Annotated in this window: 19 protein-coding genes and 1 tRNA gene; 15 read left to right on the top strand and 5 right to left on the bottom strand. The window is 71.2% G+C overall.

Annotation, left to right across the window (positions count from 1 at the left end):
* Positions 1-41: 41 nt before the first annotated feature.
* The 7 genes from HC028_RS24525 to nudC all read left to right on the top strand — a co-directional run bounded on the left by HC028_RS24525 (position 42) and on the right by nudC (position 11,404).
* Positions 42-3,182 (top strand): ATP-dependent helicase, encoded by a 3,141-nt coding sequence (locus HC028_RS24525; RefSeq protein ID WP_168079807.1) that lies wholly within the window; start codon positions 42-44, stop codon positions 3,180-3,182.
* Entirely contained in the window at positions 3,179-6,454 is a 3,276-nt protein-coding gene (locus tag HC028_RS24520; protein ID WP_168079775.1) for an ATP-dependent DNA helicase, read from the top strand. Before HC028_RS24525 ends, HC028_RS24520 begins: the two co-directional genes overlap by 4 nt.
* Positions 6,455-6,538: 84 nt before the next feature.
* Positions 6,539-6,733: a hypothetical protein gene (locus HC028_RS24515; protein ID WP_168079774.1), complete on the top strand. Its 195-nt coding sequence runs from the start codon at positions 6,539-6,541 to the stop codon at positions 6,731-6,733.
* A gap of 55 nt (positions 6,734-6,788) precedes the next feature.
* The gene (locus tag HC028_RS24510; protein WP_239075663.1) at positions 6,789-7,775 is read left to right on the top strand and encodes a hypothetical protein; all 987 of its coding nucleotides are present in this window, start codon (positions 6,789-6,791) and stop codon (positions 7,773-7,775) included.
* Positions 7,776-7,809: 34 nt separating this feature from the next.
* Positions 7,810-9,129 carry a M16 family metallopeptidase gene (locus HC028_RS24505; RefSeq protein ID WP_168079773.1) on the top strand — a complete coding sequence of 440 codons (1,320 nt, stop codon included), beginning with the start codon at positions 7,810-7,812 and terminating at the stop codon, positions 9,127-9,129.
* Positions 9,126-10,448 (top strand): M16 family metallopeptidase, encoded by a 1,323-nt coding sequence (locus HC028_RS24500; protein ID WP_168079772.1) that lies wholly within the window; start codon positions 9,126-9,128, stop codon positions 10,446-10,448. Before HC028_RS24505 ends, HC028_RS24500 begins: the two co-directional genes overlap by 4 nt.
* 17 nt (positions 10,449-10,465) lie before the next feature.
* Complete coding sequence (nudC, locus tag HC028_RS24495; protein ID WP_373314003.1) at positions 10,466-11,404, top strand: NAD(+) diphosphatase; 939 nt, start codon at positions 10,466-10,468, stop codon at positions 11,402-11,404.
* Here the strand turns inward: nudC and HC028_RS24490 are convergent.
* Positions 11,385-11,630, bottom strand: a complete 246-nt coding sequence (locus HC028_RS24490) for a mycoredoxin (RefSeq protein WP_168079771.1) — start codon at positions 11,628-11,630, stop codon at positions 11,385-11,387. The two genes, nudC and HC028_RS24490, sit on opposite strands and share 20 nt — an antisense overlap.
* Before the next feature lie 78 nt (positions 11,631-11,708).
* On the opposite strand from HC028_RS24490, the gene HC028_RS24485 reads away from it, so the two are divergent.
* The 3 genes from HC028_RS24485 (at position 11,709) to HC028_RS24475 (ending at position 14,849) form a co-directional block, all read left to right on the top strand.
* Positions 11,709-13,853 carry an ATP-dependent DNA helicase UvrD2 gene (locus HC028_RS24485; RefSeq protein WP_239075664.1) on the top strand — a complete coding sequence of 715 codons (2,145 nt, stop codon included), beginning with the start codon at positions 11,709-11,711 and terminating at the stop codon, positions 13,851-13,853.
* A gap of 203 nt (positions 13,854-14,056) precedes the next feature.
* Positions 14,057-14,353 (top strand): hypothetical protein, encoded by a 297-nt coding sequence (locus tag HC028_RS24480; protein ID WP_168079770.1) that lies wholly within the window; start codon positions 14,057-14,059, stop codon positions 14,351-14,353.
* A 115-nt stretch (positions 14,354-14,468) separates the two neighbouring features.
* Positions 14,469-14,849: a WhiB family transcriptional regulator gene (locus tag HC028_RS24475; RefSeq protein ID WP_168079769.1), complete on the top strand. Its 381-nt coding sequence runs from the start codon at positions 14,469-14,471 to the stop codon at positions 14,847-14,849.
* 328 nt (positions 14,850-15,177) lie between these two features.
* Here the strand turns inward: HC028_RS24475 and HC028_RS24470 are convergent, their stop codons facing one another.
* The 3 genes from HC028_RS24470 to HC028_RS24460 all read right to left on the bottom strand — a co-directional run bounded on the left by HC028_RS24470 (position 15,178) and on the right by HC028_RS24460 (position 17,960).
* Positions 15,178-16,491 carry an ABC1 kinase family protein gene (locus tag HC028_RS24470; protein WP_168079768.1) on the bottom strand — a complete coding sequence of 438 codons (1,314 nt, stop codon included), beginning with the start codon at positions 16,489-16,491 and terminating at the stop codon, positions 15,178-15,180.
* Positions 16,492-16,519: 28 nt separating this feature from the next.
* Entirely contained in the window at positions 16,520-17,587 is a 1,068-nt protein-coding gene (locus tag HC028_RS24465) for a hypothetical protein (RefSeq protein ID WP_168079767.1), read from the bottom strand.
* A gap of 220 nt (positions 17,588-17,807) precedes the next feature.
* A complete protein-coding gene (locus HC028_RS24460; protein WP_168079763.1) occupies positions 17,808-17,960 on the bottom strand; it encodes a DUF5679 domain-containing protein in 153 nt (50 codons plus the stop codon).
* Between the two features lie 418 nt (positions 17,961-18,378).
* Between HC028_RS24460 and HC028_RS24455 the strand changes: the two genes are divergently transcribed.
* On the top strand, positions 18,379-18,936 hold the full coding sequence (locus tag HC028_RS24455; RefSeq protein WP_239075666.1) for a M48 metallopeptidase family protein: 558 nt from the start codon (positions 18,379-18,381) through the stop codon (positions 18,934-18,936).
* Positions 18,937-18,939: 3 nt separating this feature from the next.
* Positions 18,940-19,563 (top strand): glycosyltransferase family protein, encoded by a 624-nt coding sequence (locus tag HC028_RS24450; protein WP_168079766.1) that lies wholly within the window; start codon positions 18,940-18,942, stop codon positions 19,561-19,563.
* Positions 19,564-19,585: 22 nt separating this feature from the next.
* On the opposite strand, the gene HC028_RS24445 is transcribed toward HC028_RS24450, so the two are convergent.
* A complete protein-coding gene (locus HC028_RS24445; RefSeq protein ID WP_239075667.1) occupies positions 19,586-20,917 on the bottom strand; it encodes a zinc-dependent metalloprotease in 1,332 nt (443 codons plus the stop codon).
* 63 nt (positions 20,918-20,980) lie between these two features.
* Here HC028_RS24445 and HC028_RS24440 point away from each other — a divergent pair, with 63 nt between their 5' ends.
* From HC028_RS24440 to HC028_RS24430, 3 genes are all read left to right on the top strand, one after another.
* Positions 20,981-22,003: a YlbL family protein gene (locus HC028_RS24440; RefSeq protein WP_168079765.1), complete on the top strand. Its 1,023-nt coding sequence runs from the start codon at positions 20,981-20,983 to the stop codon at positions 22,001-22,003.
* A gap of 103 nt (positions 22,004-22,106) precedes the next feature.
* Entirely contained in the window at positions 22,107-25,094 is a 2,988-nt protein-coding gene (locus HC028_RS24435; RefSeq protein WP_168079764.1) for a UPF0182 family membrane protein, read from the top strand.
* A gap of 164 nt (positions 25,095-25,258) precedes the next feature.
* Positions 25,259-25,335 (top strand) — tRNA-Met (locus tag HC028_RS24430).
* Positions 25,336-26,977: the final 1,642 nt, after the last annotated feature.

Below are 26,977 nucleotides of genomic sequence, written 5' to 3'. Positions count from 1 at the left end.
CTACCGCAGCGCCCGGCCCAGCAGCTCGGGACTATCGACTCGTGCGCCCCGCCGGGGCGGGTGACGCCGGTGCGTCGCCGCTGCTCGACGACGCGCTGCAGCGGCAGGTCAGCACGCATGTCGACGGGCCGCTGCTGGTCATCGGCGGGCCCGGCACGGGCAAGACGTCGACGCTGGTGGAGGCCGTCGCGACCCGGGTGGCCGAGGGTGCCGACCCCGAAGGGCTGCTCGCCATCACCTACAACCGCCGCAGCGCCCTGCGGCTGCGCGACCGGATCGAGGCGCGGCTGAGCGTGGTGGCGGGCCGGTCGACGATGGCCGAACCCATGGTCCGCACGTTCCCGGGCTACGCGTTCGGGCTGCTGCAGCGGGCCGCGGCGCGACTGGGCGATCCGCCGCCGCGGCTACTTACCGCCGCCGAGGCCGACCTCGTGATCCGCGAGTTACTCGACGCCGAAGCGGAGCAGAACGAGTGGCCGGAGGCCCTGCGCCCGGCCCTGCGTACCCGCGCGTTCGCCAGCGAGCTGCGGGACCTGCTGCTGCGCGCGGTCGAGCGGGGGATCGGCCCGGCTGAGCTGGCCGCCCACGCCCGCGCGCTGCGCCGGCCCGACTGGTGGGCGGCTGCGCGCTTCTACCGGCAGTACCGGCAGGTGCTGGCGCTGCGCGACGCGGCCGGCCACGGCTCGGTGGGCTACGACGGCGCCGAGCTGGTGCGGGCGGCGACGGCCCTGCTGCTCGACGACCCGGAGCTGCTGGCCGCCGAGCGCCGGCGCTTCGCCTTCGTCTACGTCGACGAGTTCGCCGACACCGACCCCGCGCAGCGCGACCTGCTCGCGGCCCTCGCCGGCGGCGGCAAGCACCTCGTCGTGTTCGCCGACCCGGACTCCTCGACATTCGTGTTCCGCGGGGCCGACCCGTCCGGCGTGGCCGACTTTCCGCACCGCTTCCGCACCGCCGACGGGGCGAACGCGCCGACCGTGACGCTCAGCCGGTCCTACCGCTGCGGTGCGGAGCTGATCGCGGCGACCCGCCGGGTGGCCGTGCGGCTGCGCGGCCCGTCCCGGCACCGGGTGCTGGCGCCGAGCCCGGCCGCGGCGCCCGGCCGGGTCGAGGTCCGGGTGTTCCGCTCGCCGACGACCGAGTCGGCCTACCTGGTGCACCGGCTGCGCGAGGCGCACCTGCTGCACGGACTGTCCTGGTCGGACATGGCGGTGATCGTACGGTCGACCGCCCGCCAGCTCGCCCCGCTGCGCCGGGCGCTGCAGCAGGCCGGCATCCCCGCCATGACGGCAGCGGACGACCTGCCGCTGCAGGCGCAGGCGGCGGTGGCGCCGCTGTTGCTCCTGCTGCGCTGCGCGCTCCAACCCGACCGTCTGGACGAAGAGGCGGCGGTGGCGCTGCTGCACTCGCCGCTGGGCGGTGCCGACCCGCTCGCCGAGCGCCGGCTGCGCCAGGGGCTGCGCACGCTCGCCTTCGCCGCCGGGGACCGGCGCCCGTCCGGGGTGCTGCTCGTCGAGGCGTTACAGGACGCGGCCGTGCTGGCCGAGATCGACCGCCGCTGGGCGGCGCCGGCGAAGACTATCGCGGGGCTGATCGCCACGGCCCGAGAGACGGCGGCGCGCTCTCGCGCGACCGTCGAGGACGTGCTGTGGGCGGTGTGGCAGGCCAGCGGGCTGGCCGACCGCTGGGCCCGCACCAGCAGCGCGCAGGGGCACCGAGGAGCTGCGGCGGATCGCGATCTCGACGCGGTCGTGGCGCTGTTCGACACCGCGGCGCGCTTCGTCGACCGGTTACCCGGCGCCCGTACCGAGGCCTTCCTCGACCACGTGCTCGGCCAGGAACTACCCGGCGACGTGACCGCGCCGGCCGCCGACCGTGGGCCGGCCGTGCGGATCCTCACCGCGCACGCCGCCAAGGGCCTGGAGTGGGACTTCGTCGCGGTCGTCGGCGTACAGGAGGGTGCCTGGCCCGACCTGCGGCTGCGCGGCAGCGTCCTCGGCTCGGAGGTGCTCGTCGACCTCGCGGCCGGCCGCGAGATGAGCACCGCCGGGCGGCTCGGCGCGCTACTCGACGAGGAGCGCCGGCTGTTCTACGTCGCGGCCACCCGCGCGCGCCGGCACCTGCTCGTCACCGCCGTGGCCGCCGGGGACGCCGAGGAGCAGCCGAGCCGCTTTCTCCCGGAGCTGACCGACGAGATCCAGGCGGAGGTCGCGCCGCCGCGCGCGCTCTCGCTGCCGGCGCTCGTGGCCGAACTGCGCAGCGCGCTGACCGCGCCGGCCAGCCAGCCGGCCCGCCGCCGCGCCGCCGCCGCGCAGTTGGCCCGACTCGCGGCGGCCGGGGTGCCGGGCGCGCACCCCGACGACTGGTGGGGCCTGCCGGAGCTGTCCGACGACCGCCCGATCGTCGATACGGGCGAACCGGTGACCGTCACGCCGTCCACAGTGGAGACAGTGCAGCGGTGCAGCCTGCGCTGGTTATTGGAGCGGCACGGTGGCAAGGGCGCGGCGTCGCCGGAGCAGAGCATCGGAAACCTGGTCCACGCGGCCGCCCGGCTCGCCTCGGACGCGACCGCTGACCGGGCCGCGCTCGTCGACTACGTCGCCGGCCGTTTCGACGCCATCGAGCTGTCGGCCCGGTGGCTGGCCGAGCGGGAGCGGCAACGGGCCGAGGGCATGCTCGACAAGCTGCTCGCGTGGCTGACCGAGAACCCGCGCCGGCTGATCGCGATCGAGCGGGACTTCCTCGTCCGCCTCGACGACGACCTGCAGATCAAGGGCCGGGTCGACCGGCTGGAGTTAGACGAGTCGGGCCGCCTGGTGGTGGTCGACCTGAAGACCGGCAAGAGCACGCCGACCGAGGCCGAGGTGGCCGACCATCCGCAGTTGGCGGCGTACCAGGCCGCGATCGAGGCGGGCGCGTTCGGCGAGTCGGCCGAGGCCGGAGGAGCGGCGCTGGTCCATCTCGGCGGCGCCCGCGCCGGCGCGAAGGTGCAGGGCCAGGGCGCGCTGGCCGACGCCGAGGACCCGGGCTGGGCGCGCGAGATGGTGACCCGGACCGCCCAGGCGATGGCCGCGTCGACGTTCCACGCCGTGGCCAACAACAAGTGCCGGGTCTGCCCGGTGCGTACCTCGTGCCCGATCTCCGGCAACGGCCGGCACGTGACCGACGGAGAGGCGTCGTGACGCAGGACGCGCTGTTCGAGGTCACCAAGCCGCGGGTCTCGATCGGGCCCCGGTACACGCCGCTGGAGCTGGCCCGCCTGCTCGGCCAGCCACCGCCCACGCCGCAACAGGCGGAGGTGATCGCGGCGCCGATCGAGCCGCTGCTCGTGGTCGCCGGCGCGGGCTCGGGCAAGACCGAGACGATGGCCGCCCGGGTCGTCTGGCTCGTCGCCAACGGGCACGTACGCCCGGAGCAGATCCTCGGCCTCACCTTCACCCGCAAGGCGGCCGGCGAGCTGGCGCACCGGCTGCGGCAGCGCCTCTCGGAGCTCGTCCGCCGGCTCGGGCGCGACGAGTTCACCACCGGTGAGCCGACGGTGGCCACCTACCACTCGTACGCCGCCCGCGTCGTCTCCGAGCACGGCCTGCGCGCCGGGTACGAGCCGTCCAACCGGCTGCTCAGCGAGGCCACCTGCTGGCAGATCGCCGACGGGGTCGTCGTCTCCTACGACGGCGACATGTCGCACGTGCTGGTCGCGCCGACGACCGTCACCGAGGCGGTCCTGCGGCTGTCCGCCGACCTGTCCGAGCACCTGCGTACGCCCGCCGAGCTGGCCGCCTGGACGGGCCGGTTCTTCGCCGAGGTCGAGTCCCGGCCGGGCAAGATGCTCAAGTCGGTGCGCGAGATCCTCGACCGGCAGAAGGCGCGCCTGCAGTTGCTGCCGCTCGTGCGCGGCTACGCCGACCGCAAGCAGCTGCTCGAGGCCATGGACTTCGGTGACCAGCTCGCCCGCGCGGCGATGGTGACGACCAACCATCCCGAGGTCGCCAGGATCGAGCGGGAGCGCTACCGGGTGGTGCTCCTCGACGAGTACCAGGACACCAGCCACGCCCAGGTCGTCCTGCTGCGGGCGCTGTTCGGCGAGGGGCACCCGGTGACCGCGGTGGGGGACCCGGCGCAGTCCATCTACGGGTGGCGCGGCGCCAGCGCCGGCACGCTCGAACGGTTCCCGGCCGAGTTCGCAGGTGCCGACGGCGAGCCGGCCCGCGAGCTGACCCTGACGACCAGCTGGCGCAACCGGCCCGAGATCCTCGACGTGGCCAACGCGATGTCGCAGCCGCTCGGCCACCGGGTGGCCAAACTGACGGCCGCGCCGAAGATCGCGCCCCGGCTGTCCACCTCGACCGTCCACTGTGCGCTGCTGGAGACGTTCCAGGACGAGGCGGCCTGGATCGCCGATCGGATCGTGACCGCGTGGCGGCGCGCGGTCGGCGCCGAAGACGACGTCGAGCCGGCCGACATCGCGGTCGAGCACCGCCCCACGACGGCCGTCCTCGTGCGTACCCGCGCCCAGATCGCAGCCATCGAGGCGGCGCTGCGCGCGCGGGGCGTACCGGTAGAGGTCGTCGGCCTCGGCGGGCTGCTCGACACGCCGGAGGTGCGCGACGTGGTGAGCACCCTGCGCGTCCTCGCCGACCCGACCGAGGGCGCGGCGCTGCTGCGCCTGCTCACCGGCCCCAGGTGGCGGATCGGTCCACGGGACCTGGTGGCGCTGCACCGGCGGGCGCGGGAGTTGGCGGCCTCGCGTACCCGCGACGAGCCGCTGGTGTACTCCGAGCGCGACGACGAGGCGGCACTGGTCGAGGCGCTCGACGACCTCGGCGAGGAGGAGCGGTACTCGCCCGAGGGGTACCGCCGCTTCGCCGCGTTCGCCGCTGAGCTGCGCGGCCTGCGCCGCCGGCTCGACCAGCAGTTACCCGATCTGATCAACGACGTGGAGCGCACCATCCGGCTCGACGTCGAGGTCGCGGTGCGCTCCGGCGACGCCGGTCTGGCCCGCGGCCACCTCGATACGCTCGGCGACATCGCCGCCCGCTTCGCCAGCGAGTCGGAGGCCCCCACCCTGTCGGCCTTCCTGGCCTACCTCGCGGCGGCCGAGAGCGAGGAGCGGGGCCTGGCGCCGGGCGAGGTCGACGTCGTCGAGGGCGCGGTGCAGATCCTCACCGCGCACGCGGCGAAGGGCCTGGAGTGGGACGTCGTCTCGGTCGCCGGCCTGACCGCCGGCGTCTTTCCGGGGCGGCCCAACGGCGGCGACCACTGGCTGCACGGCCTCGGCACGCTGCCGTTCGAACTGCGCGGTGACAGTCCCGGCCTGCCGGCGCTCGACCTGTCCCGCGCGGAAGACCAGCGCGGCGTGGCCCGGGCGATCGACTCGTTCGAGACGGCGTGGGCGGAGCACGATGAGCGAGAGGAGCGGCGGCTGGCGTATGTCGCGGTGACGCGACCACGCCGGCTGTTACTCGCCAGCGGGTACTGGTGGGGCGAGGCGACCAAGCGCCCGCGCGGGCCGTCGCCGTTTCTGGTCGAGATCCGTGACCAGTGCCTGGACGGCGCTGGTGAGGTGGACCGGTGGGTCGAGCCGCCGGCAGAGGATGCGACCAACCCGATGGCGGCCAGGCTGCCCCGGGTGAGCTGGCCGGCCGACCCGCTCGGCCCCCGCCGCCAGTCCCTCGAAGAGGCCGCCGAACTGGTACGCGTGGCGCTGGAGGGTCGTGCCGCCGACGAGGGGGACGACTGGGTCTACGAGGCGCACACCTGGGCGTACGAGGTGGATCTGCTCCTCGCCGAACGTGACCGGCTCACGCCCGATCCGGAGGCCCCGGTCGACGTCACCCTGCCGCCGCACCTCAGCGTGGCGCAGCTGGTGACGCTGCGCCGTGACCCGCAACGGCTCGCCGGCGACCTGCGCCGCCCGCTGCCGCTGCGCCCGGCCCCGTACACCCGCCGCGGCACCGCCTTCCACCGTTGGCTGGACCAGCATTTCCAGTCCGACGGTCTGCTCGACCTGGACGAGCTGCCGGGGGCGGCCGACGCCGACGCGGCCGGTGATGAGCTGCTGGACCTGCTGCGCGAGCGGTTTCTGGCGAGCGAGTGGGCCGACCGTACGCCGCTCCGTACGGCGGTGCCCTTCGCCACGGTGGTCGACGGTGTGGTGGTCCGGGGCCGGATCGACGCGGTGTTCGAAAGCCAGGACGGCAGCTACGACGTGGTGCACTGGAAGACCGGCGCCCGGCTGACCGGCGCGGGTGCCGCGGCCGCCGAGGTGCAGTTGGCCGCGTACCGGCTGGGCTGGGCCGCGCTGGCCGGCGTCCCCGTCGAACGGGTACGGGCGGCGTTCTGCTACGTACGCGAAGGGGTGACGGTCGGCCCGTCGGAGCTGCTGGATGAGGCCGGTCTGGCCGCGCTCATCACGGCGCTCCCCGCGGCGGGGGACGCCGACCCGTCGAATTGATGTTGGAGATCCGACAACCGACTGGCCCCTTCCGCGCGTTTACATAGATGCTGATCTAAGGTGTGGGCGCGGGGAAGGGTGGCGATGGGGATCAATCTGGAGACCGCGGCCGGCCGGCGCTCGACGGGCGTCGGCGAACTTCTGGTCGTCGTCGGGGTCGCCGCCGCCGGAGTGCTGTGCGCCGCCGTGCTCGCGTTCGGCCCGTGGCTCGCGTCGGGCGCGGGGCAGGCCCCGGTGGTCCGGTTCAACCCGCCTCCGGTGGTGGCGGCGGGCGGCTGATCGTGAGACCCGCGGATCGGCCGGTGCGGTGGGCGGCTGCCACACTGGCAGCGAGATGACCGAGCAGCCATCGCCGTGGGCACGCCCGCCGGCCGGTTCACCAGATCCGGCCGGTGCCACCGCCTACCCGACGGCGACGCCGGCCACCACGCAATCGGCCCTGCCGCTGACAAACCCGACGGGCTACCGGGCCGGCGCCGTCACTCGCTCCGCCCCGATGACGCTCCCGCCAATCTCGGTGCCGGCCGAAAAGCCACCGGACCCGGCCGAAAAGCCACCGGACCCGGCCGTGCGCAACCGGCGGATGATGTGGTGGTTCGGCGGGACCGCCCTCGGCGTGGTCGCGATCGGCGTGGTCGTGGTGCTCGCGATGGCGATGACCGGCGGCGGATCGCCGTTCAGCAAGCGGCTCGCCGGGCCGACCGACACCCGCCCTGATCTCGCCAAGCTGTGCCCGCCGCCGTCCGAGGACGCGGGCAGCGGTGCGCCGGCCGCGCCACCGCCGCCCGGGCCGCGCACCGTCGACGCCGAGTCCGGCATCTCGTACGCGGCGTTCGGTGATCCCTGGCTGCCTTGGCACGACCTGTGGACCAAGGGGACGCTGCACGTGTCCTACCGCGTCGGCCAGTACTTCGTCACCGAGAACTACCTGGACGAGGCCGGTTTCCAGAGCGAGTACCTCGCGTCGGTCCTGTCCGGTTCGGTGCCGGCGGCCAACAACGACGCCCTGAGCCTCGACCTGGAGTGCACCGGCCGGCAGGTGGCCGCGGACGTCCGGGCCGAGTACTACCCCCAGCCCAACACCATGGACGTGCTGCGCGAGGAGCAGACCACCCTGGGTGGCCGGCCGGCGTGGGTGACGACGTTCCGGATGCACTTCCACCGGCCCGGCCTCAAGGCCACCGACGAACTCGTCGGCCTCGCGCTCGTCGATGTCGGCCGACCCCGGGCGGCCATCCTGTACGTGTCCATTCCGGGCACACATCACCAGTACGACTGGGTCGTCGACAGTGTCTTGAACTCCATACGGGCGGTGGGATGATCCCCGGCAACCCGGACGGGTTAGTGTCGCAAGGGTGTCTGCTCGTAGTGCCGCTATTCGGATACCGGCAACCAAGTACCCAGTCGAGCGCCTGACGCTGCCCAACGGCCTGCGCGTGGTGCTCGCTCCCGACCGCAGCGCCCCCGTCGTCGGGGTCGCCGTCGTCTACGACGTCGGCATCCGCTCCGAACCGGAGGGGCGCACCGGGTTCGCGCACCTGTTCGAGCACCTGATGTTCCAGGGCTCGGAGAATCTGGAGAAGTTGGCCCACTTCAGATATGTGCAGGGCTCCGGTGGGACGTTCAACGGGTCGACCCATCTGGACTACACCGACTACTTCGAGACGCTGCCGTCCAACGCGTTGGAGCGGGCGCTGTTCCTCGAAGCCGACCGGATGCGCGGGCCCCGCTTGACCGAGGAGAACCTGCGCAACCAGGTCGACGTGGTCAAGGAGGAGATCCGGGTCAACGTGCTCAACCGGCCGTACGGCGGGTTTCCCTGGCTGAAGCTGCCGCCCGTGATGTTCGAGACGTTCCCCAACGCCCACGACGGGTACGGCTCCTTCGACGACCTCGAGGCGGCGACGGTCTCCGACGCCGCGGAGTTCTTCGAGCGGTACTACGCCAACGGCAACGCGGTCCTCGCGGTCGCCGGCGACTTCGACGTCGCCGAGGCCACGAAGCTCGTCGAGGAGCACTTCGGGGACGTACCCGCACGGAAGGCGCCGGCCCGGCCGGACTTCGACGAACCGGACCTGACGGCCGAGCGGCGCGACTCGTACACCGACCGGCTGGCGCCGCTGCCCGCGTTCGCGTCCGCCTGGCGGGTGCCGGACCCGATCGACGACCTCGCCGGATACCTGCCGTACGTGGTGCTCGCCGAGGTGCTCACCGACGGCGACGCCGCACGCCTGGTCGAGCGCCTGGTGCTGCGCGATCGCAGCGTCACCAGCATCGGCGGGTACCTGGGGTTCATGGGCGAACCGTTCGCGGTACGCGACCCCACGGCGCTCCTGCTGCAGGCCCACCTCCCGCCGGGCGGTGACGTCGACAAGGTCATGACCACGATCGACGAGGAGTGCCAGCGGCTCGCCAACGACGGCCTCGCGCCGGGCGAGCTGGCGCGCACCCAGGCCCGGATGGCCACCCACCTGCTGCGCGACACCGACGCGCCGCTCGGCCGGAGCCTGCAGATGGCGGTGCTCGAACAGCAGCGCGGCGAGCCGGAACTGGTCAACGACCTGCCCAGGCTGATCGCCGAGGTGACCGAGGCGCAGATCCTGGCCGCCGCCGCGAGCCTGACCACGCAGCGTCGGGCGACCGTCGAGGTCATCCCCGGGGGAGGTAACAAGTGAGAGAGTTGCCGGCGCTCGGGCCCACCCGCCCGTTGAAGCTGCCCAAGGTCGTCGAACAGACGCTGTCCAACGGGCTGACGGTCATCGCGATCCGCCGCCCGGCCGTGCCCCTGGTCGAGGTGCGGCTGCGCCTCCCGTTCGCCCGCGCCAACCTGGCCCGCGCGGCCGTGCTGACGCAGACGCTGCTGTCCGGCACCGATGAGCTGACCGGCGTCGAGATCGCCGCCGAACTGCAGAAGGTGGGCGGCGGGCTGTCCGCGGGCGCCGACCCCGACCGGCTGCTGGTGTCGGGTAACTCGCTCGCCGCGGGGCTCGGGCGGCTGCTGGAGATCATGGCTTCGGTACTGACCGCAGCCGAGTATCCGGCCCCCGAGGTGTCCACCGAGCGCGGGCGGCTGGCCGACCGGATCCGGGTCGCGCAGAGCCAGCCCGCGCACCTCGCCCGCGAGGCGCTGCTGCGGCGCATCTACGGCAGTCACCCGTACGCGGCGCAGACCCCGACCCCGGAGCAGGTCCTCGCCGTCACGCCGGCCGTGCTGCGCAAGCTGCACGACAACCGGGTACACCCGAACGGCGCCACGCTGGTCATCGCCGGCGACATCACGCCGCAGAAGGCGATCGACGCCGCCGAGCGGGCCCTCGCCGACTGGAACGGCGACGGCAAGCACCACGAACTGCCGGCGGTGCCGGAGCTCGAACCGGGGCCGCTGACGCTGGTCGACCGGCCCGACGCGGTGCAGTCGTCGCTGCGGCTGGCGCTGCCGGCGGTTCCGCGTACCCACCCCGACCACGCGGCGCTGCAACTGGCGAACCTGGTCTTCGGCGGGTACTTCTCGTCGCGGTGGGTGGAGAACATCCGCGAGGACAAGGGCTACACGTACGGGCCGCACTCGATGATCGAGCACGCGGTCGCCGGGTCGACGCTGGTCGTCGCGGCGGAGGTGGCGACCGAGGTGACCGCCCCGGCGCTGCTGGAGACGACGTACGAGCTGGGGCGGCTGGCCAGCCTGCCACCGCGCGAGGACGAGTTGGAGCAGGCCCGCCAGTACGCGCTGGGAACGCTCCAACTGGGTATGTCGACGCAGGCCGGGCTGGCCGGGTTGGCCATCACGTACGCGGGGTTCGGGCTGCGGCTGGACTACCTGGCCGAGCACGCGGCGCGGCTGGCGAAGGTGACCGTCGACGACGTGCTCGAGGCCGCGGGGCGGTACCTGGCCCCGGCCCGGGCGGTCGGGGTCGTCCTCGGTGACGCCGAGCGGATCGAGCCGTCGCTGGCGGCGTTGACGCCCGTCACGAGGATGGGGAGCGAAGTGGCTTGAGCGTCAACGGCTTGAATGTGAACGGTTCTGGTCGGACGGACGCGCTCGAACTGCCGCCCGGCGCCCGGCCGGACGTGGGTTTCGACCGGGCGGCCCACCGGCGCACCGACGCGGAGTGGCTGGAGCGGGCCTGGGCCGACTCCCTCGTCGTGCTGGTCGACAAGGGCCGGGCGCTGATCCGCGACGAACCTCCCGGCCTCGTGTTGACCCCGGCCGGCGAGGTGGATCCGGGCGCCGAGCGCTACTTTCTGGGGGAGGACCTGCAGGGGCGGGTGTACTTCGCCGTCCAGACGCCGATCGCCGAGCCGCCACCCGGCACCCGGCAGGCCAATGTGCGGGAGGTCGGTCACGTCCTCGACGAGCCCGACGCGAGCCTGTTCATCACGGCCGTGGCGCTGGTCAACTGGCATGCGACCCACCGGTACTCGCCGCGTACGGGCAAGCCGACGACGGTCGCGCAGGGCGGCTGGACGCGGGTCACCGACGACGGCGAGACGCTGTTCCCGCGTACCGATCCGGCGGTGATCGTGCTGGTACACGACGGCGTGGCCGGTCCGGAGGGCCGCTGCCTGCTGGGGCACAACGGCGCCTGGACCGCGCCGGGGTGGGCGCGCCGGTACTCCTGCCTGGCCGGTTTCGTGGAGCCCGGCGAGCCGGCGGAGTCGACCGTGGTCCGGGAGGTCGACGAGGAGGTCGGCGTGCAGGTCCGTGACCCGCATTACATCGCCAGCCAGTCGTGGCCGTTCCCGGGCTCACTGATGTTGGGGTACCTCGCCGTCGCCGACCCGGACCAGCCGGTCCGGGTCGACGCCGACGAGATCACCGATGCGCGCTGGTTCACCCGGGCGGAGGTCGCCCGGAGCCTGGCCGGTGACGAGACGGATTTCGGCCTGCCGATGGCCTCGTCGATCGCGCACTACCTGGTGCGGACCTGGCTCAGCTGGCCGCAAGCGTAGCCAGCTGGGCCTTGACCTGCACGATCGTCGGGTTGGTCATCGTCGAGCCGTCGGCGAACTCCAGCGTGGGGACGGTCTGGTTGCCGCCGTTGACGCTCATCACGCGCTCGGCGGCGGCTTCGTCCCGCTCGATGTCGACGACCGTGTACTCGATACCTTCCCGGTCGAGCTGGGTCTTGAGCCGGTGGCAGTAGCCGCACCACGGCGTCGAGTACATAGTGATCATTACGGTCGCCTCCAAAAGCTGTGACCTTGACTCGTGCTACCGGGAGAACGTCGCACCAGCCTGAGATGATTCCTTGTTGTGGCGCAATCTTCGACAACCGCCGGTCGCGTGCTCGCCGGGCTCGATGACGAGCAACGTGCGGCGGTAACCGCCCCGGCCGGTCCGGTCTGCATCCTCGCGGGCGCGGGGACTGGCAAGACCAGAGCGATCACCCACCGCATCGCACACCGCGCGGTCACCGGGGAGGTCCGGCCCCAGCACGTGCTGGCGGTGACGTTCACCGCCCGGGCGGCGGCGGAGATGCGGGCCCGGCTGGCCCAGCTGGGCGTGCAGGGGGTGCAGGCCCGTACGTTCCACGCCGCGGCGTTGCGGCAGTTACGGTACTTCGCGCCGCGCCTGTTCTCCGGGCGCGAGCTGCCCGAGGTGATCAACAGCAAGGCGCGCCTGGTCGGTCTGGCGGCCGCGAAGGTGGGGCTGCGCGCCGACCGCACCACCGCCCGAGACCTCGCCAGCGAGATCGAGTGGGCGAAGTCGTCGATGGTCGAGCCGGGGGAGTACCCGGTGGCGGCGGCGAAGGCGAACCGGGAGACCCCGGTGGATCCGGCCCGGGTCGCCGAGGTCTTCGCGGCGTACGAGCGGGTCAAGCGCTCCAGCGGGGTGATCGACTTCGAGGACCTGCTGCGGAGCGCGGTCTGGGCGATGGAGGAGCACGCCGACGTCGGCGAGCAGATCCGCTCGCAGTACCGGCACTTCGTCGTCGACGAGTACCAGGACGTCAACCCGGTGCAGCAGCGGCTGCTGGAGGCGTGGCTGGGTGGCCGGGACGATCTGACCGTGGTCGGCGACGCCAGCCAGACGATCTACTCGTTCACCGGGGCCACCTCGTCCTACCTGGTCGACTTCCCCAAGCGGTACCGGGACGCGACCGTCGTCCGGCTCGTGCGCGACTACCGGTCGACTCCGCAGGTCGTCGGCCTCGCCAACGCCGTGATCTCGCAGGCCCGTGGTGACCTCGCCGGGCTGCGGCTGGAGCTCGTGGGCCAGCGCCCGACCGGGCCGGAGCCCGAGTTGAAGGTCTTCCCCGACGAGCCGGCGGAGGCGGCGGCGGTGGCGAAGCGCTGCGCGGAGATGATCGCCGCGGGCACGCCGGCCAGCGAGATCGCCGTGCTGTTCCGTACCAACGCCCAGTCGCAGAGCTACGAGGAGGCGCTCGCCGAGGCCGGTGTGCCGGTGGTCGTCCGCGGCGCGGAGCGGTTCTTCGAGCGCGGCGAGGTCCGAGCGGCGATGGTGGCGTTGCGGGCCGCGACCCGGACCACGCCGCCGGACGCGCCGCTGCGGGAGTCGGTGGTCGCGGCGCTTGAAGCGGTCGGCTGGCGGCCGGACGCCCCGCCGCCCGGCGGCAACGCGCGGGAGCAGTGGGAGGCGCTCGCCGCGCTGGTCAACCTAGCCGAGGAGTACGTGACCGCGGCGGCCATTCCGCTGCCGGGCGCGCAGGCGGCGCCGGCCACTCTCGACGGCTTCAACGAGGAGTTGGCGCGCCGCGCCGCGCTGCAGCACGTCCCGACGGTGGAGGGGGTGACGCTGGCGTCCCTGCACGCGGCCAAGGGCCTCGAGTGGGACGCGGTGTTCCTGGTCGGCCTCGCCGAGGGGACGCTCCCGACGACGTACGCGAAGACGCCGGAGGCGGTCGAGGAGGAGCGTCGCCTGCTGTACGTCGGCATCACCCGGGCCCGGCAGTGGCTCTGGCTGTCCTATGGCGGTTCCCGCTCACCCGGTGGCCGTCATCGCCGGCCGTGCCGGTTCCTGCCGAACCTCGACCCGGATGCCCGGCGCGGTGCGCCGACCCGCCCGAGTCAGAAATCCGACGGTACGCGGCGCCGGGTCGCCGTCGTGTCCTGCCGGGTGTGTGGCGCCACGCTCGTCAGCGGATCCGACCGCAAGCTGGGCCGCTGTTCGACGTGTCCGTCGACGATGGACGAGGAGCTGTTCGAGCGGCTGCGTGAGTGGCGCATCCGGGTCGCCGCGGAGCAGAAGGTCCCCGCGTACGTGGTGTTCACCGACGCGACGTTGACCGCGTTGGCCGAGCGGCGGCCGGAGCGGATGGAGGAGTTGGCCGGGATCGCCGGCATCGGCCCGCGCAAGCTGGGCCTGTACGGCGAGGCCGTGCTCGCGCTCATCGACGGCGCTGACATCGATGATCTTGTTCAAGAAAATCTTGGGTGACTCTTTCGGAAAATCGTTTGCGCGGCCCTCGCGGCTGGGAATAGCCTGCTGGCACGCCCTGCGAACGACGGATCATTTTGGACGCCCGCGGTAGCGGATGATGGGATTTTCCCGTCGGAAGCGACTGTGGACGGCAAGTTTTCTTGTCGGTCGCGCGGGGGCGCGTACCGATTCGCAACGAGAGCAGACAGGAGGTGGACGACGTGGAGCTGATGACCATCAATAGGCGACCGTCGGCGCTGCCTGCTGCCTGCGCTCCGGTGTCCGGTGTTCCCGGCCTGCTTCCCGCCTCCGCCGCCCACGCGACCGTGGGCCACGCGACTGTCGGCGGCGGACTGGGCGTCGGCGTGTCGTACATCCAGGTCCAGCGAGCTCAGTTCGAAGGCCGCATTGCGTCCACGTACTGGCTCATGGCCAAGGGCAAGGGCAAGGGCAGCGTCGAGGCCGTAACGGCTCTCGGCGATGTCCGCGGAGTTCCACCTCGAGGAAGGCCGGTCTAGAACCACCTAGACCACCGGCTCACCTCGAGGCCGCGGAACCCGCTAACCGGGATCCGCGGCCTCAGTCTTTTACCACGAGTAATCGAGACCACGAGCAGAAAGAGAGGTGACCGGAATGAGTCTGGCGACGGCGCCCCTCGACGTGACTGTCGAGGTGGATGCGGATCGTCTTCGCGCTTCGGCGCCCGGAGTGAAGTCGGAGCTTCCGTGCCGCACGTTCGACCCGGACATGTGGTTCTCCGACGCCCCCGCCGAGCTGGAGCTGGCCAAGTCCCTGTGCACGGATTGTCCGCTGCGCGTGGAGTGCCTGGCCGGCGCGATGGAGCGAGCCGAGCCCTGGGGTGTCTGGGGTGGCGAGATCTTCGAGCGCGGGGCGGTCGTGCCGCGCAAGCGGCCGCGTGGCCGTCCGCGTAAGGAGGATGTCGCCCGGGACGCAACGCTTCGCGTCGAGGTTGCGGCTCGCGCCGCGGCCGTCGCCGCGGGAGTGGCGGCCTGACATGACGATCCGAAAGCCTGCCAGCCGTCGACTGCGCCGGTCGCAGTCGGTCCGGCCCATTGCAGTACCGAGCACCGCACGACGGAGGAACATCACCGTGAAGATCGCAGTCGGTATACAACTCATCAACGAAGCGTTGTCAAGAGCACGAATGCGTCAGCCTCAGGAAGTGGGGACTTCTGAGGCTCACCGTTCCGCCCGCCAGATCGCGATTCGCGCGCGTCGCGAAAGTGCTCGACTGTTGGGCGAATAACTTCTAGGCAGTACGGGTACCGGCGTTCCCGCCCTCGACGGGGGGGGCGGGAACGCCGCCGTTATATAGCGGTCTTCAGCCCGCGAAGCCGGGCAGCCACTCCTCGACGGCCTCCCGGTACCGGGCCCTCGCCTCCAGTTGGCACAGCACGCCGATCGAGCCGAGCGTGACCCGGTGCACCAGCAGGTACGGCGGCGGCAGGTTGAGGTTGCGGCCAAGCTGGTACGCGGCGCTGCGCGGGTTGGCGAGCCGGGTCGCCTCCGCCCGCAGCCAGGCTCGGCTGAACCGGAACTCCTCGACCGCGATGGGTTCGAGGATCGGCACCAGGTAGTCGAGGATCGCCTGCGCGTCGACCTCGACGTCGGGCTTGACGAAACCCTCCAGCCGCAGCCCTTCCAGCACCCCTTCGGCGTCACCGTCGAGCGCGAGCCGGGACAGCCGCCCGATCTGCTCCAGCATCCCGGCGGGTACGCGGGCGACCGCGCCGAAGTCGAGCACGGCGAGCCGGCCGTCGGGAAGGATCCGGAAGTTGCCCGGGTGCGGGTCGGCGTGCAGCAGCCCACCGGTCAGGTGCGGCGCCGAGAAGTGCAGCAGCGCCATCCGCTCCCCGGCGGCGTCGCGCTCAGCCTCCGTTCCCGAGCTGATCACGTCAGCCAGGGGAGTCCCGTCGATCCACTCGGTGACCAGCACGCGCGCCGAGGAGGCGACGACCGGCGGCACGTAGATCATGTCGTCGCTGTCGTAGGCCTCCGCGAAGGTCCGCTGCGCGGACGCCTCCAGTTCGTAGTCCAGCTCCTCGACCACGCGCGCCTTCAACTCGCTGACCAGCGGTTTGACGTCGAGGCCGGGCTGGATGACCCGGAACAGGTTGGCTAGCCGGCCGAGCTGGTTGAGATCGGAGACCAGCGCCTCGCCGGCGCCCGGGTACTGCACCTTCACCGCGACGGCACGGCCGTCGGACCACACCCCGCGGTGCACCTGCCCGATGCTCGCCGCCGCGGCGGGTTTGTCGTTGAACTCGCGGAAATGCTCACGCCAGTCGGCGCCCAGGGAGGCGGCGATCGCCTTGTGGACGCTCGCGGCGGGCATGGGCGGCGCGGCTTCCTGCAACTTCGTGAGCGCGGCCCGGTAGGGCCCGGCCATCTCCTCGGGCAGCGCCGCCTCGAAGACGGACAGCGCCTGGCCGAACTTCATCGCGCCGCCCTTGAGCTGCCCGAGCACGCTGAACAGGTGCTCTGCGGTGCGCTGCTGCACCTCGGCCGAGATCACTTCAGAGGCTATGCCGGTGACTCGCTTGCCCAGGCCCAGGGCTGCTCGGCCGGCGAACCCGATCGGAAGCGACGCCAGCTTGGCCGAACGGCTGACGGCTCGGCGGGGGATGTCGGTCATCGCGTCAATTCTTACCTGGTCTCGGCAACTATCGGCGAATTCGCCGACAATCACACCGCGGATGCGCCTGCCAACTGCGCCGCCTTTCGCCGCAGCTGACGTCGATCTCGATCGTAGCCCCCCGGGTACGCGGACAGCCTCCATCCAGGTACGTCAAGATCTCGGCGACGGTGTACCCGACGCCGACCAGCGTCGTCGTGGCCGCGCAGGCCTGCGTTGGCGGTGGCTCCGTGGCCAACTGCGCCGTGAGCGCCGCCCAGGCGGGGTCGCGGTCGCGCCGGTGCAGGTCGAGGCAGGCCAGGCACGGTGAGCCGGCCGGCGGTACGAACGGGCCGATGACGATCGAGCCGTCGCGTACCGCCACCGTGAGGTGCGGCAGGCGGCGCCGGGCGTACGCCTGGGCGGCGAGCGGGGCCGGGGTGGCGTCGTGGCCGACCCGTACGACCAGCGACGCGTCCGAGGGGCCGATCGGGGTCAGGTCGACGCCAGGGGCGGCCCGGGCAACCGCTTCCCGTACCGCCTCGGCGGCGGGCCGGCCGACGTCCGCCGCCGACAACCCGCCGGGGGCCACGTCGTCGCCCGCGACCGGGCCGGGTACGCGGACCGCGAGATGGCCCACCCCGGCCGCGGCGAGGGCCGTGCTGATCGGCGCGGCCAACCGAGCCTGGCCGGTGATCAGTACGCGCGCCGCGGCGCGGCGGCGCAGCAGTTGGGCAGGGGTGCTCTCCGGTGGGGCCGCGGCGGTCCCCATGGCCGGTAGCCGGCGCATCGCGAGCGCGGCGGCCTCTCCGCTGAGCCGGCGACGCTGGGCGTTGGGAAGGCCGCGCGGCATCAGCGCGTGGGCGCCGATCAGTACGCCGGCCTGGCGTAAGGCACTGATCACCGCGGTGACCTGATCGGCGGAGACGCCCAGGGCGGCGGCGTCGGCGAAGATCGCACGTTCGGTGCGGGCCCCGTCGAGCAGGCCGAGGATGCGGGCTGAGACGGGTTGGGTGAACTCGACGATAACGGCCCGTTCGGGGTCGGTGCCGAGTTGGAGGGTGGTGCGGTCGCGCCACAGCGGGCGCAGGTGCGGCAGCAGCGTCGGTCGGTCCATGCCGCCAGACGATGGCCCTACGCGTACTTCAGCCGCGCCGGTTGTCCACAGCCGGGTGGCTGGGACAACCGGCGATCCACAGCCGGCCCGCGGTTGTTCACACGGGGCGAGCCGAGGTGTCGGCTTTCTGTCACAGGCCGGGTCAGCGACCGGTCCGACCGCTTACATCACGGTCCGGACCGGCCGTCACACCGGCCAACCGTCCGGGGGACGGACGCCGTCAGGCCTTGCCCAGGATGCGGTTCACAGTGGTACCGCAGACCGGGCAGGCGCCCTTGGCCATCTTCATGCCGGTTTTGGATACGGCGACCTCGCCCTGGAAGTCCCGCTTTTCCTTGCACTTGACGCAGTAGCCGTTGTAGGTCTCGGCCACGGTTGACCTCCTCATGGTTCCCGCCGGCACGGTTTCGCCGACGGCGTGTTCAGTCGACGCGCCGTTGCGGCGCGACAGCCGGCCCGTTGATCTTGCCGGTTCTGGGCAGACGCAGCGGTACCGCATCGACGCGATGAGCGAGTCGACCAGGTGAGTCTGCCTTGTCTGAGTCCCGTGAAAAGTGTGGTTATGCGTGACACGCCGACTAATTGTTGTCCACAACATGTGGATAACTCTGTGGGAAAGGGTGTGGGTGCCCGTGGAAAACTTGCGACGCGCCGATGGGCACGGCGCGCCTCGACGGCGAGTCGCTCCCTAGGAATCTTTCCGGCGAGATAACTCTAAACGTCCTAATCCGGGCGGGTGACAGAGAATTGACTCTTGCGCCCCATGGGCTGATGCCGGCTAGCGTGCCCACGTGGGCAGTACCCCCGGGCTGCGCCAGGCCTCTCTGCGCAAGCCCGTAGTCGAAGTGCGGCGCAGCAAGCGTCGCCGTCGCACCGTGTCCGCGTACCGGGACGGCGAGCGCGTGGTCGTACTCATCCCCGCGCAGTTCTCCCGTGCCGAAGAGCGCGAGTGGGTCGACCGGATGCTCGAGCGCCTCAACGCGCGCGAGCAGCGAAGTCGCCGTACCGATGCGGAACTGCAGGCACGGGCCGTTCGGATCGCCGCCCGCTACCTTCCGGAGTACACCGCTACGGCGCAGCCGGTGAGCGTGCGATGGGTGACCAACCAGAACGGGCGCTGGGGCTCCTGCACGCCGGTCGACCGTACGATCCGCATCTCCCACCGGGTGCAGGAGATGCCGGATTGGGTGATCGACTACGTGCTGCTGCACGAGTTGGCCCACCTCGTCGTGCCCAACCACAATGTCGAATTCTGGGATCTGGTCGCCCGGTACCCGAAGACGGAACGCGCGCGCGGCTACCTTGAGGGGGTGTCCGCCGCCGCCGGTTTCGGGATCAGTGACGAGTGACCAGTGACCAGTAGTCGAGTTGTCATCGCGTTACTGACCGAGATCGCGTGGGCGCCGCCGGGCGTCGACCTCCCCACGTGGCGACGGGCGCTGGCCGAGGACGTCGTCGACCTGCTCAGCACGCTCGCCGCGGCCGAGCCGGCGATCGCTGTCGTCCGTGCGGACCGCGACCTGGCAGCGGCCGTCGCCTGGCCGGGGATGCCGGTGTACGAGCTGGAGCGCGCCACCCCCGGCAACGCCCTACGCGCGGCTGCGGCTGACGGCTACGACATGGCTGCCGTGCTCGCCGCGGACGCGCCGGATCTGCCCGGCATGCTCATCGGCAAGCTGCTCCAGCCGCTGACCAGCCGGATCGCCGCCGTGGCTCCGGCGCACGGCGGCGGGCTAGTGGGCGTGGCGAGCCGGCTGCCGCTGCCGAAGTGGCTGCCCGAGGTGGACCTGGACGCGGCCGAGCCCGAGGAGGTTCGCGCGGCGGCGCCGCGCAGGGCGGTCGTGGCGGTCACGCCCGGCTGGCACCGGCTGCGCGGCGCCGACGATCTCGCCCGGCTCGACCCGGCCCTGGAGGGCTGGGAGAACACCCGAATGCTGCTCACTACCGGAAATCTTGGACACCTGGACCGGCTGTAACCGGCCTAGGTGTCCAAGATCGTCAAGAATCCGGGGCGTCGTCGCCCAGTTCGTTCTCCAGGTCGGTGAGGTCGAGCGACGCCCGGGCATACGCCTCGGGGTCGGTGAACGCATCCTCGTCGGGCAGCAGGTCGGGGTGGCCCCAGAGCGCGTCCCTGCCGGAGATGCCCCGGTGCTCGGTCAGCGCGGCCCACAGTGCGGTGGCCTCGCGCAGCCGGCGCGGGCGCAGCTCCAGGCCGACGAGCGCGGCGAAGGTCTGCTCGGCCGGCCCACCTGCGGCCCGCCGGCGCCGGAACGCCTCGGCGAACCGGACGACGTCGGGCAGCCGGTCGCCGGCGGCCCGTTCGACGACGTGGGTGACCCAGCCCTCGATCAGGGCGAGCGCCGTCTCCAGCCGCGCCAGCGCCGCCTTCTGCTGCGGGCTGTCCTCCGGGGAGAACACGCCTTCCAGCGCGATCTCCTGCATGCCCTCCGGGTTGGTCGGGTCGAAGCGGTTCATCGCCTCTTCGATCGCCTCCCGGTTGACCCGGATACCGGCCGCGTAGGTCTCCACCGCGGTGAGGACGTGCCCGCGCAGCCACGGGACGTGCCCGAACAGTCGCTGGTGGGCTGCCTCGCGCAGGGCCACGTACAGCCGGACCTGGTCGCCGTCGATCTCCAGGCCCTGCCCGTACTCCTCGATGTTGGCCGGGACCAGGGCGGCGGTGCCGGCCGGTCCGAGCGGAAGCCCGATGTCGCTGGCGGAGAGCACCTCGGCGGCGAGCGAGCCGAGCGCGGTGCCGAGCTGGCCACCGAACAGCGCGCCGCCCAGCGACGTCACCATCGAGGTCATCGGACCCAGCTGGCTGCGCATCTCGTCGGGGACCAGGTCGGCCATGGCGCCGACCATGCGGGCCGCGACCGGGTCGCACAGCTTCCGCCAGACGTCGAGGGTCGCGCTGATCCACTCGGAGCGCGTCCACGCGGCGGTCGCCGCGATGCCCGAGGGCAGCGCGGACTCCGGCTCCAGCCACAGGTCGGCCAGGCGGAGCGACTCGGTGACCGCGGCGCGCGTTTTCGCGTCGACGTCAGGGTCACCCACCGGGCCCTGCTCGGACGCGGGTTGTGCCGGCGCGCCGATTCCCGGCGGGAGGGTCAGCCCGAACGGCGCCTGGCCGGCGCCCATTCCGGGTGCGCCGGTGAGGTGCGCCTGGGCGATCTGGCGGGCGAGATCCCAGTTGACGGGGCCGCCGCCGGGCGTGGCGAAAAGCTGCTGCAACTGGCTCAGAAAGCGCTGCATCTGCTGCGGATCGTTGGGATCCGGCAGGTCGCCACCACCAGGCAATCCGAATCCGAACGGGGTATCTGCGGGCACGGTTCCACGGTACGCGACGCCTGCTCGCAACCATCGCGCCGCGTGCCGGATAGGCTCGCCGCCATGAGACGCCGTGGTGCCACCGTCCTGATCGGCGGTGTCCTGCTCGCCCTGCTGCTGTGGCAGGCATTTTTCTCGATTCCGGTGCCCTATGTCGCCCTGGGGCCGGGACCGACCGTGAACACGCTGGGGCAGGCGGACAAGCACGACGTCATCAGCGTCACCGGCGCTCCGGTCAGTACCTCCAAGGGGCAGCTACGCCTGACCACGGTGAGCGTCACCTCGGACCTGACGCTGTTCGAGGCGGTCAAGGGCTGGCTGCAGGACGACTACGCGGTGGTGCCGCGCGAGCTGATCTATCCGCCCAGCCGGACCGAGCAGCAGGTCGACCAGCAGAACGCGCAGGAGTTCAAGGACTCCCAGAGCAGCGCCGAGACGGCCGCGTTGGCCAAGCTCGGGTACTCGGTGCAGGTCACCGTCCGGGAGGTCAAGGCGGGCTCGCCGGCCGATGGCGTCCTCAAGGCGGGCGATGTGATCACGGCGGTGGACGGCACTCCGGTGACCGCGGCGGCGAAGCTGACCGATCTCATCCGGGCCAAGCCGGCCGGCACTCCGCGTACCTTCGCCTACACCCGCGACGGTGCGGCCGGCACGGCGACCATCACGCCTCGGACCGAAGGAGACACCCCGCGCATCGGCGTCACCGTCGAGTCCAAGCAGCCGCACCCGTTCCAGCTGAAGATCGACCTGGACAAGATCGGCGGACCATCGGCCGGCCTGATGTTCACGCTCGGCATCATCGACAAGCTCGACCCGGCCGACCTGACGGGCGGCCAGGTCATCGCGGGTACCGGGACCATCGACGACCAGGGCAAGGTCGGCCCGATCGGCGGCATACCCCAGAAGCTGGTCGCGGCCAAGCGGGACGGCGCCACGGTGTTCCTCACCCCGGCGGCGAACTGCGCGGAGGCGATGAGCAGCGCCGTTCCCGGCCTGCCGATGGCGAAGGTCGCCACCTTGGATGACGCGCTGAGCGCGCTACAGGCTGTTCGGGAGCACCGCCAGCCCGCTCTCTGCACGCGGTGAACGTCGTTTTCGTCTAGATCCGCGCAGGCCGGACGCTGATTGTGGCGCGGGTGCGTACGCTGGTGGCATTTCGTGACGCGAGCGTGCGGAGTCAACCGTGGTAATGCGTACCCCCTTGACGAGGGCGAATCGCCGGGGCCGAGTGACGGTCATCGTGCTGGCCGCGCTCTTCCTGCTGTTCACGCTGTTCGACCGCGCGATCAACGCGTGGACCGACTGGCTCTGGTTCGACGAGGTTCGCTACCGGCAGGTCTTCACCGGGGTCCTGGCAACGCGGTTGGTGCTGTTCGCGCTGTTCGGCATCGGCATGGGCGTGATCGTCGCGCTCAACCTGTACCTGGCCTACCGGCTGCGCCCGCTGCTGCGCCCACACTCGCTCGAGCAGCAGACCCTGGACCGGTACCGGCTGCTGTTGGCGCCGCGCATCGGCTCCTGGACCGGTGGCTTCGCCCTGCTGGTCGGCTTATTCGCCGGCCTGTCGGCGCAGGGCCGCTGGCAGCAGTGGATGCTGTTCGCCAACGCTCAGCGGTTCGGGGTCTCCGACCCGCAGTTCGGCCAGGACGTCGGGTTCTACGTCTTCGAGTACCCGTTCTGGCGCTACCTGCTCGGCGCTGCCTTCGCCGCCGTCGTCATCTCGGTGCTCGGCGCACTGGCGATGCACTACCTGTTCGGCGGCGTACGCCTGCAGGGCGCCGGCGACCGGATGACCGTGGCGGCCCGCGCCCACCTCACCACCCTGGTGGCGCTGTTCGTGCTTCTCAAGGCCGTCGCGTACTACCTCGACCGGCGCGGACTGCTGCTCGGGCACAACGACAGCGCCGACGTCTCCGGCGCCGGGTACACCGACATCAACGCGCTGCTGCCGGCCAAGGAGATCCTCGCCTGGATCTCGGTGGTCGTCGCGATCGCGATCCTGGTCTTCTCCAACGCGTGGATGCGCAGTCTGCTGTGGCCGGGAGTGGCCATGGGCCTGCTCGTCATCTCGGCCGTCGCGATCGGCGGCGTCTACCCGTACGCGGTGCAGTCGTTCACGGTGAAGCCGAGCCCGCTGAGCAAGGAGCCGCCGTACATCCAGCGCAGCATCGACGCCACCCGCCAGGCGTTCGGGCTCTCCGACGTCAAGGTGAGCACGTACGACGCGGCGAACACCACGCCATCCGCTAGCCTGGCCGCGGACAAGGGGACGGTGGCCAACATCCGGCTGCTCGACCCGGCGGTCGTCTCCGACACGTACACCCAGTTACAGCAGGTGCGTGGCTTCTACGACTTCGGCGACAAGCTCGACATCGACCGGTACCCGTTCCAGGGCAACACCCAGGACTACGTCGTCGGCGTACGGGAGATCAACTACGACCGGCTGACCGCGCAGCAGGGCAACTGGCAGAACCGGCACACCGTCTACACCCACGGGTACGGATTCGTGTCGGCCCCGGCCAATCAGCTGGTCTGCGGCGGGCAGCCGCTCTTCGTCTCCGGCTTCCTCAACGACGGCGGCCAGGAGAAGAAGCCGGCAGGCAGCGAGGCCTGTTCGTCGCCGACCGAGCAGATCAACACGAGCCAGCCACGCATCTACTACGGCGAGCGGATGCGCGACTACGTGGTCGTCGGCAACGTTGCCAACAGGGACGGGGAGTTCGACCGGCCGACCGCCGGGGCCGACCAGTACTTCACCTATGACGGCAAGGGCGGCGTCGCCGTCGGCTCCTACTGGCGCCGCGTGCTCTACGCGGCCAAGTACCGCGAGGCGAACTTCCTGCTGTCGAGCGTCTTCAATCAGAACTCCAAGCTGCTGTACGAGCGGACCCCGCGCGAGCGGGTGGAGAAGGTGGCGCCGTTCCTGAAACTGGACGGCGACCCGTACCCGGCCGTCGTCAACGGCCGGATCGTCTGGATCCTCGACGGTTACACCACGTCGTCGACGTATCCGTACTCGCAGCGGGTCAACCTGCGGGACGCCACCAGCGACGCCCAGACCGGTTCCGGGACGTTCGCGCAGGCCCGCGAAGAGATCAACTACCTGCGCAACTCGGTCAAGGCCACCGTGGACGCCTACGACGGCACGGTGAAGCTCTACAGCTACGACGACACCGATCCGGTCCTCAAGGCGTGGAACCAGGCCTTCGGCGGCAACCTGATCCTGCCGCGCAAAGACATCCCGGCTGAGCTGGAGAAGCACTTCCGCTACCCGGAGGACCAGTTCAAGGTGCAGCGCGACCTGCTCGCCAGGTACCACGTCACCGCGCCGGACCAGTTCTTCTCCGGGCCGAACTTCTGGCAGGTCCCCGACGACCCGTCGCCGGACACCGCGCAACGTGGGCAGAAGCAGCCGCCGTACTACCTGGTGGCCCAGTTCCCCGGGCAGGAGCAGCCCCGGTACCAGCTCACCGCGGCGATGACCCCGCGCGGCCGGCCCAACCTGGCGGCCCTGATGTCGGCGTCGCTGGTGAACGGCAAGCCGGACATCCAACTGCTGCAGCTGCCCGAGGGCACGATCACGGACGGGCCCAGCCAGGTCCAGCAGCGAATGACCAGCATGCCGGACGTGACCCGAGACCTGAACCTGTTCCGGTCGCAGAACTCCAAGCCGATCTACGGCAACCTGCTCTCGCTGCCGGTCGATGGCGGCATGCTGTACGTAGAGCCGCTCTACATCCGCAGCACGAACGACACCTCGTACCCACTGATGCGCAAGGTGCTCGTCAGCTATGGCAAGTACGTGGCGTACGAGGACACCCTGCAGGCGGGCATCGAGAGCCTGATCAGGCAGGCGACCGGTCAGGCGCCGCAGCCGACACCGCCGGCCGGGCAGCCGCCGGCTGGGCAGCCGCCGACCACGGTCACCTCGCCGCCCGCGTCCGCCGCGCTGGCCGAGGCGGCCGGCAAGATCCAGCAGGCGATCACCGACCTGCGGGCCGCGCAGCAGAGCGGTGACTTCGAGAAGTACGGGCAGGCGCTGAAGGCCCTGGAAGACGCGGTGAAGGCGTACCAGGCGCTGCAGCAGCACGGTGGGGGAGCGCCGGCCCCGGCCGGCTCGCGGCCGTCGTCCCCTCCGTCTGCGGCTCCGTCTCCGTCGGCTTCGACGAGCCCGTAGCCCCGCGCGGGGCTGCCCCTCGTGGATCTTGGGGAGGTTGGCATTGAACTCGATGTCCAACCTCCCCAAGATCCGGCAGGGAGGTTACGTCGAGGCGGCGTGATCCGGACCACCGGATGCCAGTTTGGCGATCTGGGGACAGTGCGCTAACGTTTACACAGCGACGCGGGGTGGAGCAGCTCGGTAGCTCGCTGGGCTCATAACCCAGAGGTCAGAGGTTCAAATCCTCTCCCCGCTACCAGGGAAAACGCCCCCTCAGAGATCATCTGAGGGGGCGTTTTCGCGTCTGCTGTAGCCAGATCTGTAGCCAGTAAGCCGATCGAGGCCCGGCTAAGGCGCTGCCTGTAGGACGCCTGACGAGAGCCACTGGGTCAGGGTCACTGCGATCTGTACGGCCGCTTCAGCTTCGGCCGCTGTCTGTCGGCGAGACTTCGTGCTGCCGGCGTGCCGGGACACTTGGCCCTCCCATAGCAGGGTGAGCATCGCGATCAGCTCGTCTACGCTCGCCGGTCTCCCGGAAGCATCCGGCAGGGCAAGGCTCCATCTCGGGGTCTTGGCGACCAGGTCGTTCCGCAGAACCGCGATCGCGGTGCCGAGGGTGCGCTTCCCATCGGCGTTTGGGCAGATCAATGGGCAAGCTACCGTCTCTACCGCGCGGACAGCCTCGTCATATGCCTGGTCGGGGTCGGGATCGATGCCGTAGGCGGCTAGCCATGCCTGCTTCAAGTGGTCGCTGGTCGCCGGGTCAACGTCTGAACGCTGTTGAGATCAGGTGATCGACGAGGATGGCCAGCGTCGGAGCCCTCGTGTCAGGGGCTTGCCTGGGACGACCAAAGCAGAACGTCGCGCCAGTCCTCACACGCGGCCTGACTGTAGTGGCGGACGAGTCGCCAGTCGCCATTGGCCAAGTCGAGGATCGCGTGGAGCACCCGCTCGTAGGGTGGCGTCAGGGACAGTTCCTCGGGTGAGGGCAGGAGGTGGCGGGCAGACCGTGCGTACTCGTTATCGCCTGCGGCAAGGCGTTGCTCAACCGAATCCGGGAGGGCCTTCATGGGTCGATGTTGGCAGATCTGGACCAGTGGGTCCGTTGCTCGGGCAGTTGAGGGACAAGGGGTTGCCCGCCGCCGCGACGCTAACGGGCTTGCTAACGGGACGATCAGGAACGGCCCGGATCGAGGCTGTCTGGTGGGACGCAGCGAGACCCCGCGTGTGGTCTGGGCAGGACTGATCGCACACGGTGGAACGCCGGAGACGCCGCTTGATCTCCTCATAACCCAGCGGCCAGAGGTTCAAATCCTCTCCCCGCTACCAGGGAAAGCGCCCCCTCGGAGATCATCTGAGGGGGCGGTTTCATCTTCATTGCTAACGGATTTTCTAACGACGGTCGTCTCGTCGTCGAGGAACAGTGCGGCGATGGTGCCGGCCAGCGCAGGCCGCACAGTTCCGCCCGGCGGAGGCCGGTCGTGGCAGCGAGCAGGTACAGCGGGTAGAACCGGTCGGTCGTGGCGGATGAAGGTCAGGAACGTGCGCAGCTGTGTCGGGGTCCACACGGTCGGCTTGCGACGGCGGACCCGTGGCGGCTTCACGTGCTCGGCAACATTGTCCACGGCGTAACGTCACCGGACCGCATTGGCCAGTGCGGCGTGCAGCATCACGTGGATGTTGCGGACGGTCTTCGGTTTGAGGCCGGCGGACTTGGCTGCCGGTACCTGTCCGGCCCGGAACCGCCGCAGTTCGGCACGTGCGGTATGGATCGACGCCCCGATCGCCTGTGCGACCTGTCGGGCGGTGGGTTCCTTGCCTGTCTACTGCTTGGTCTCAGGATCTGCATGACAGATCTGTCTCGGGACCTGGGTAACACATCGGGCTAGACGACTCTGCTG

The sequence above is a fragment of the Planosporangium flavigriseum genome (assembly GCF_011947225.1).
In the GTDB taxonomy this organism is placed as follows: Bacteria; Actinomycetota; Actinomycetes; order Mycobacteriales; family Micromonosporaceae; genus Planosporangium; species Planosporangium flavigriseum.
The sequence above is the reverse complement of the archived record's forward strand: the minus strand, read 5'-3'. Positions and strand labels throughout refer to the sequence as shown.

Excerpts from the sequence above, each read along its gene's own strand:
- HC028_RS24515 (WP_168079774.1), top strand. The coding sequence starts at position 6,539 with ATGGGGATCAATCTGGAGACCGCGGCCGGCCGGCGCTCGACGGGCGTC.
- HC028_RS24510 (WP_239075663.1), top strand. The coding sequence starts at position 6,789 with ATGACCGAGCAGCCATCGCCGTGGGCACGCCCGCCGGCCGGTTCACCA.
- HC028_RS24490 (WP_168079771.1), bottom strand. The coding sequence starts at position 11,630 with ATGATCACTATGTACTCGACGCCGTGGTGCGGCTACTGCCACCGGCTC.
- HC028_RS24475 (WP_168079769.1), top strand. The coding sequence starts at position 14,469 with ATGAGTCTGGCGACGGCGCCCCTCGACGTGACTGTCGAGGTGGATGCG.
- HC028_RS24470 (WP_168079768.1), bottom strand. The coding sequence starts at position 16,491 with ATGACCGACATCCCCCGCCGAGCCGTCAGCCGTTCGGCCAAGCTGGCG.
- HC028_RS24465 (WP_168079767.1), bottom strand. The coding sequence starts at position 17,587 with ATGGACCGACCGACGCTGCTGCCGCACCTGCGCCCGCTGTGGCGCGAC.
- HC028_RS24440 (WP_168079765.1), top strand. The coding sequence starts at position 20,981 with ATGAGACGCCGTGGTGCCACCGTCCTGATCGGCGGTGTCCTGCTCGCC.
- HC028_RS24435 (WP_168079764.1), top strand. The coding sequence starts at position 22,107 with ATGCGTACCCCCTTGACGAGGGCGAATCGCCGGGGCCGAGTGACGGTC.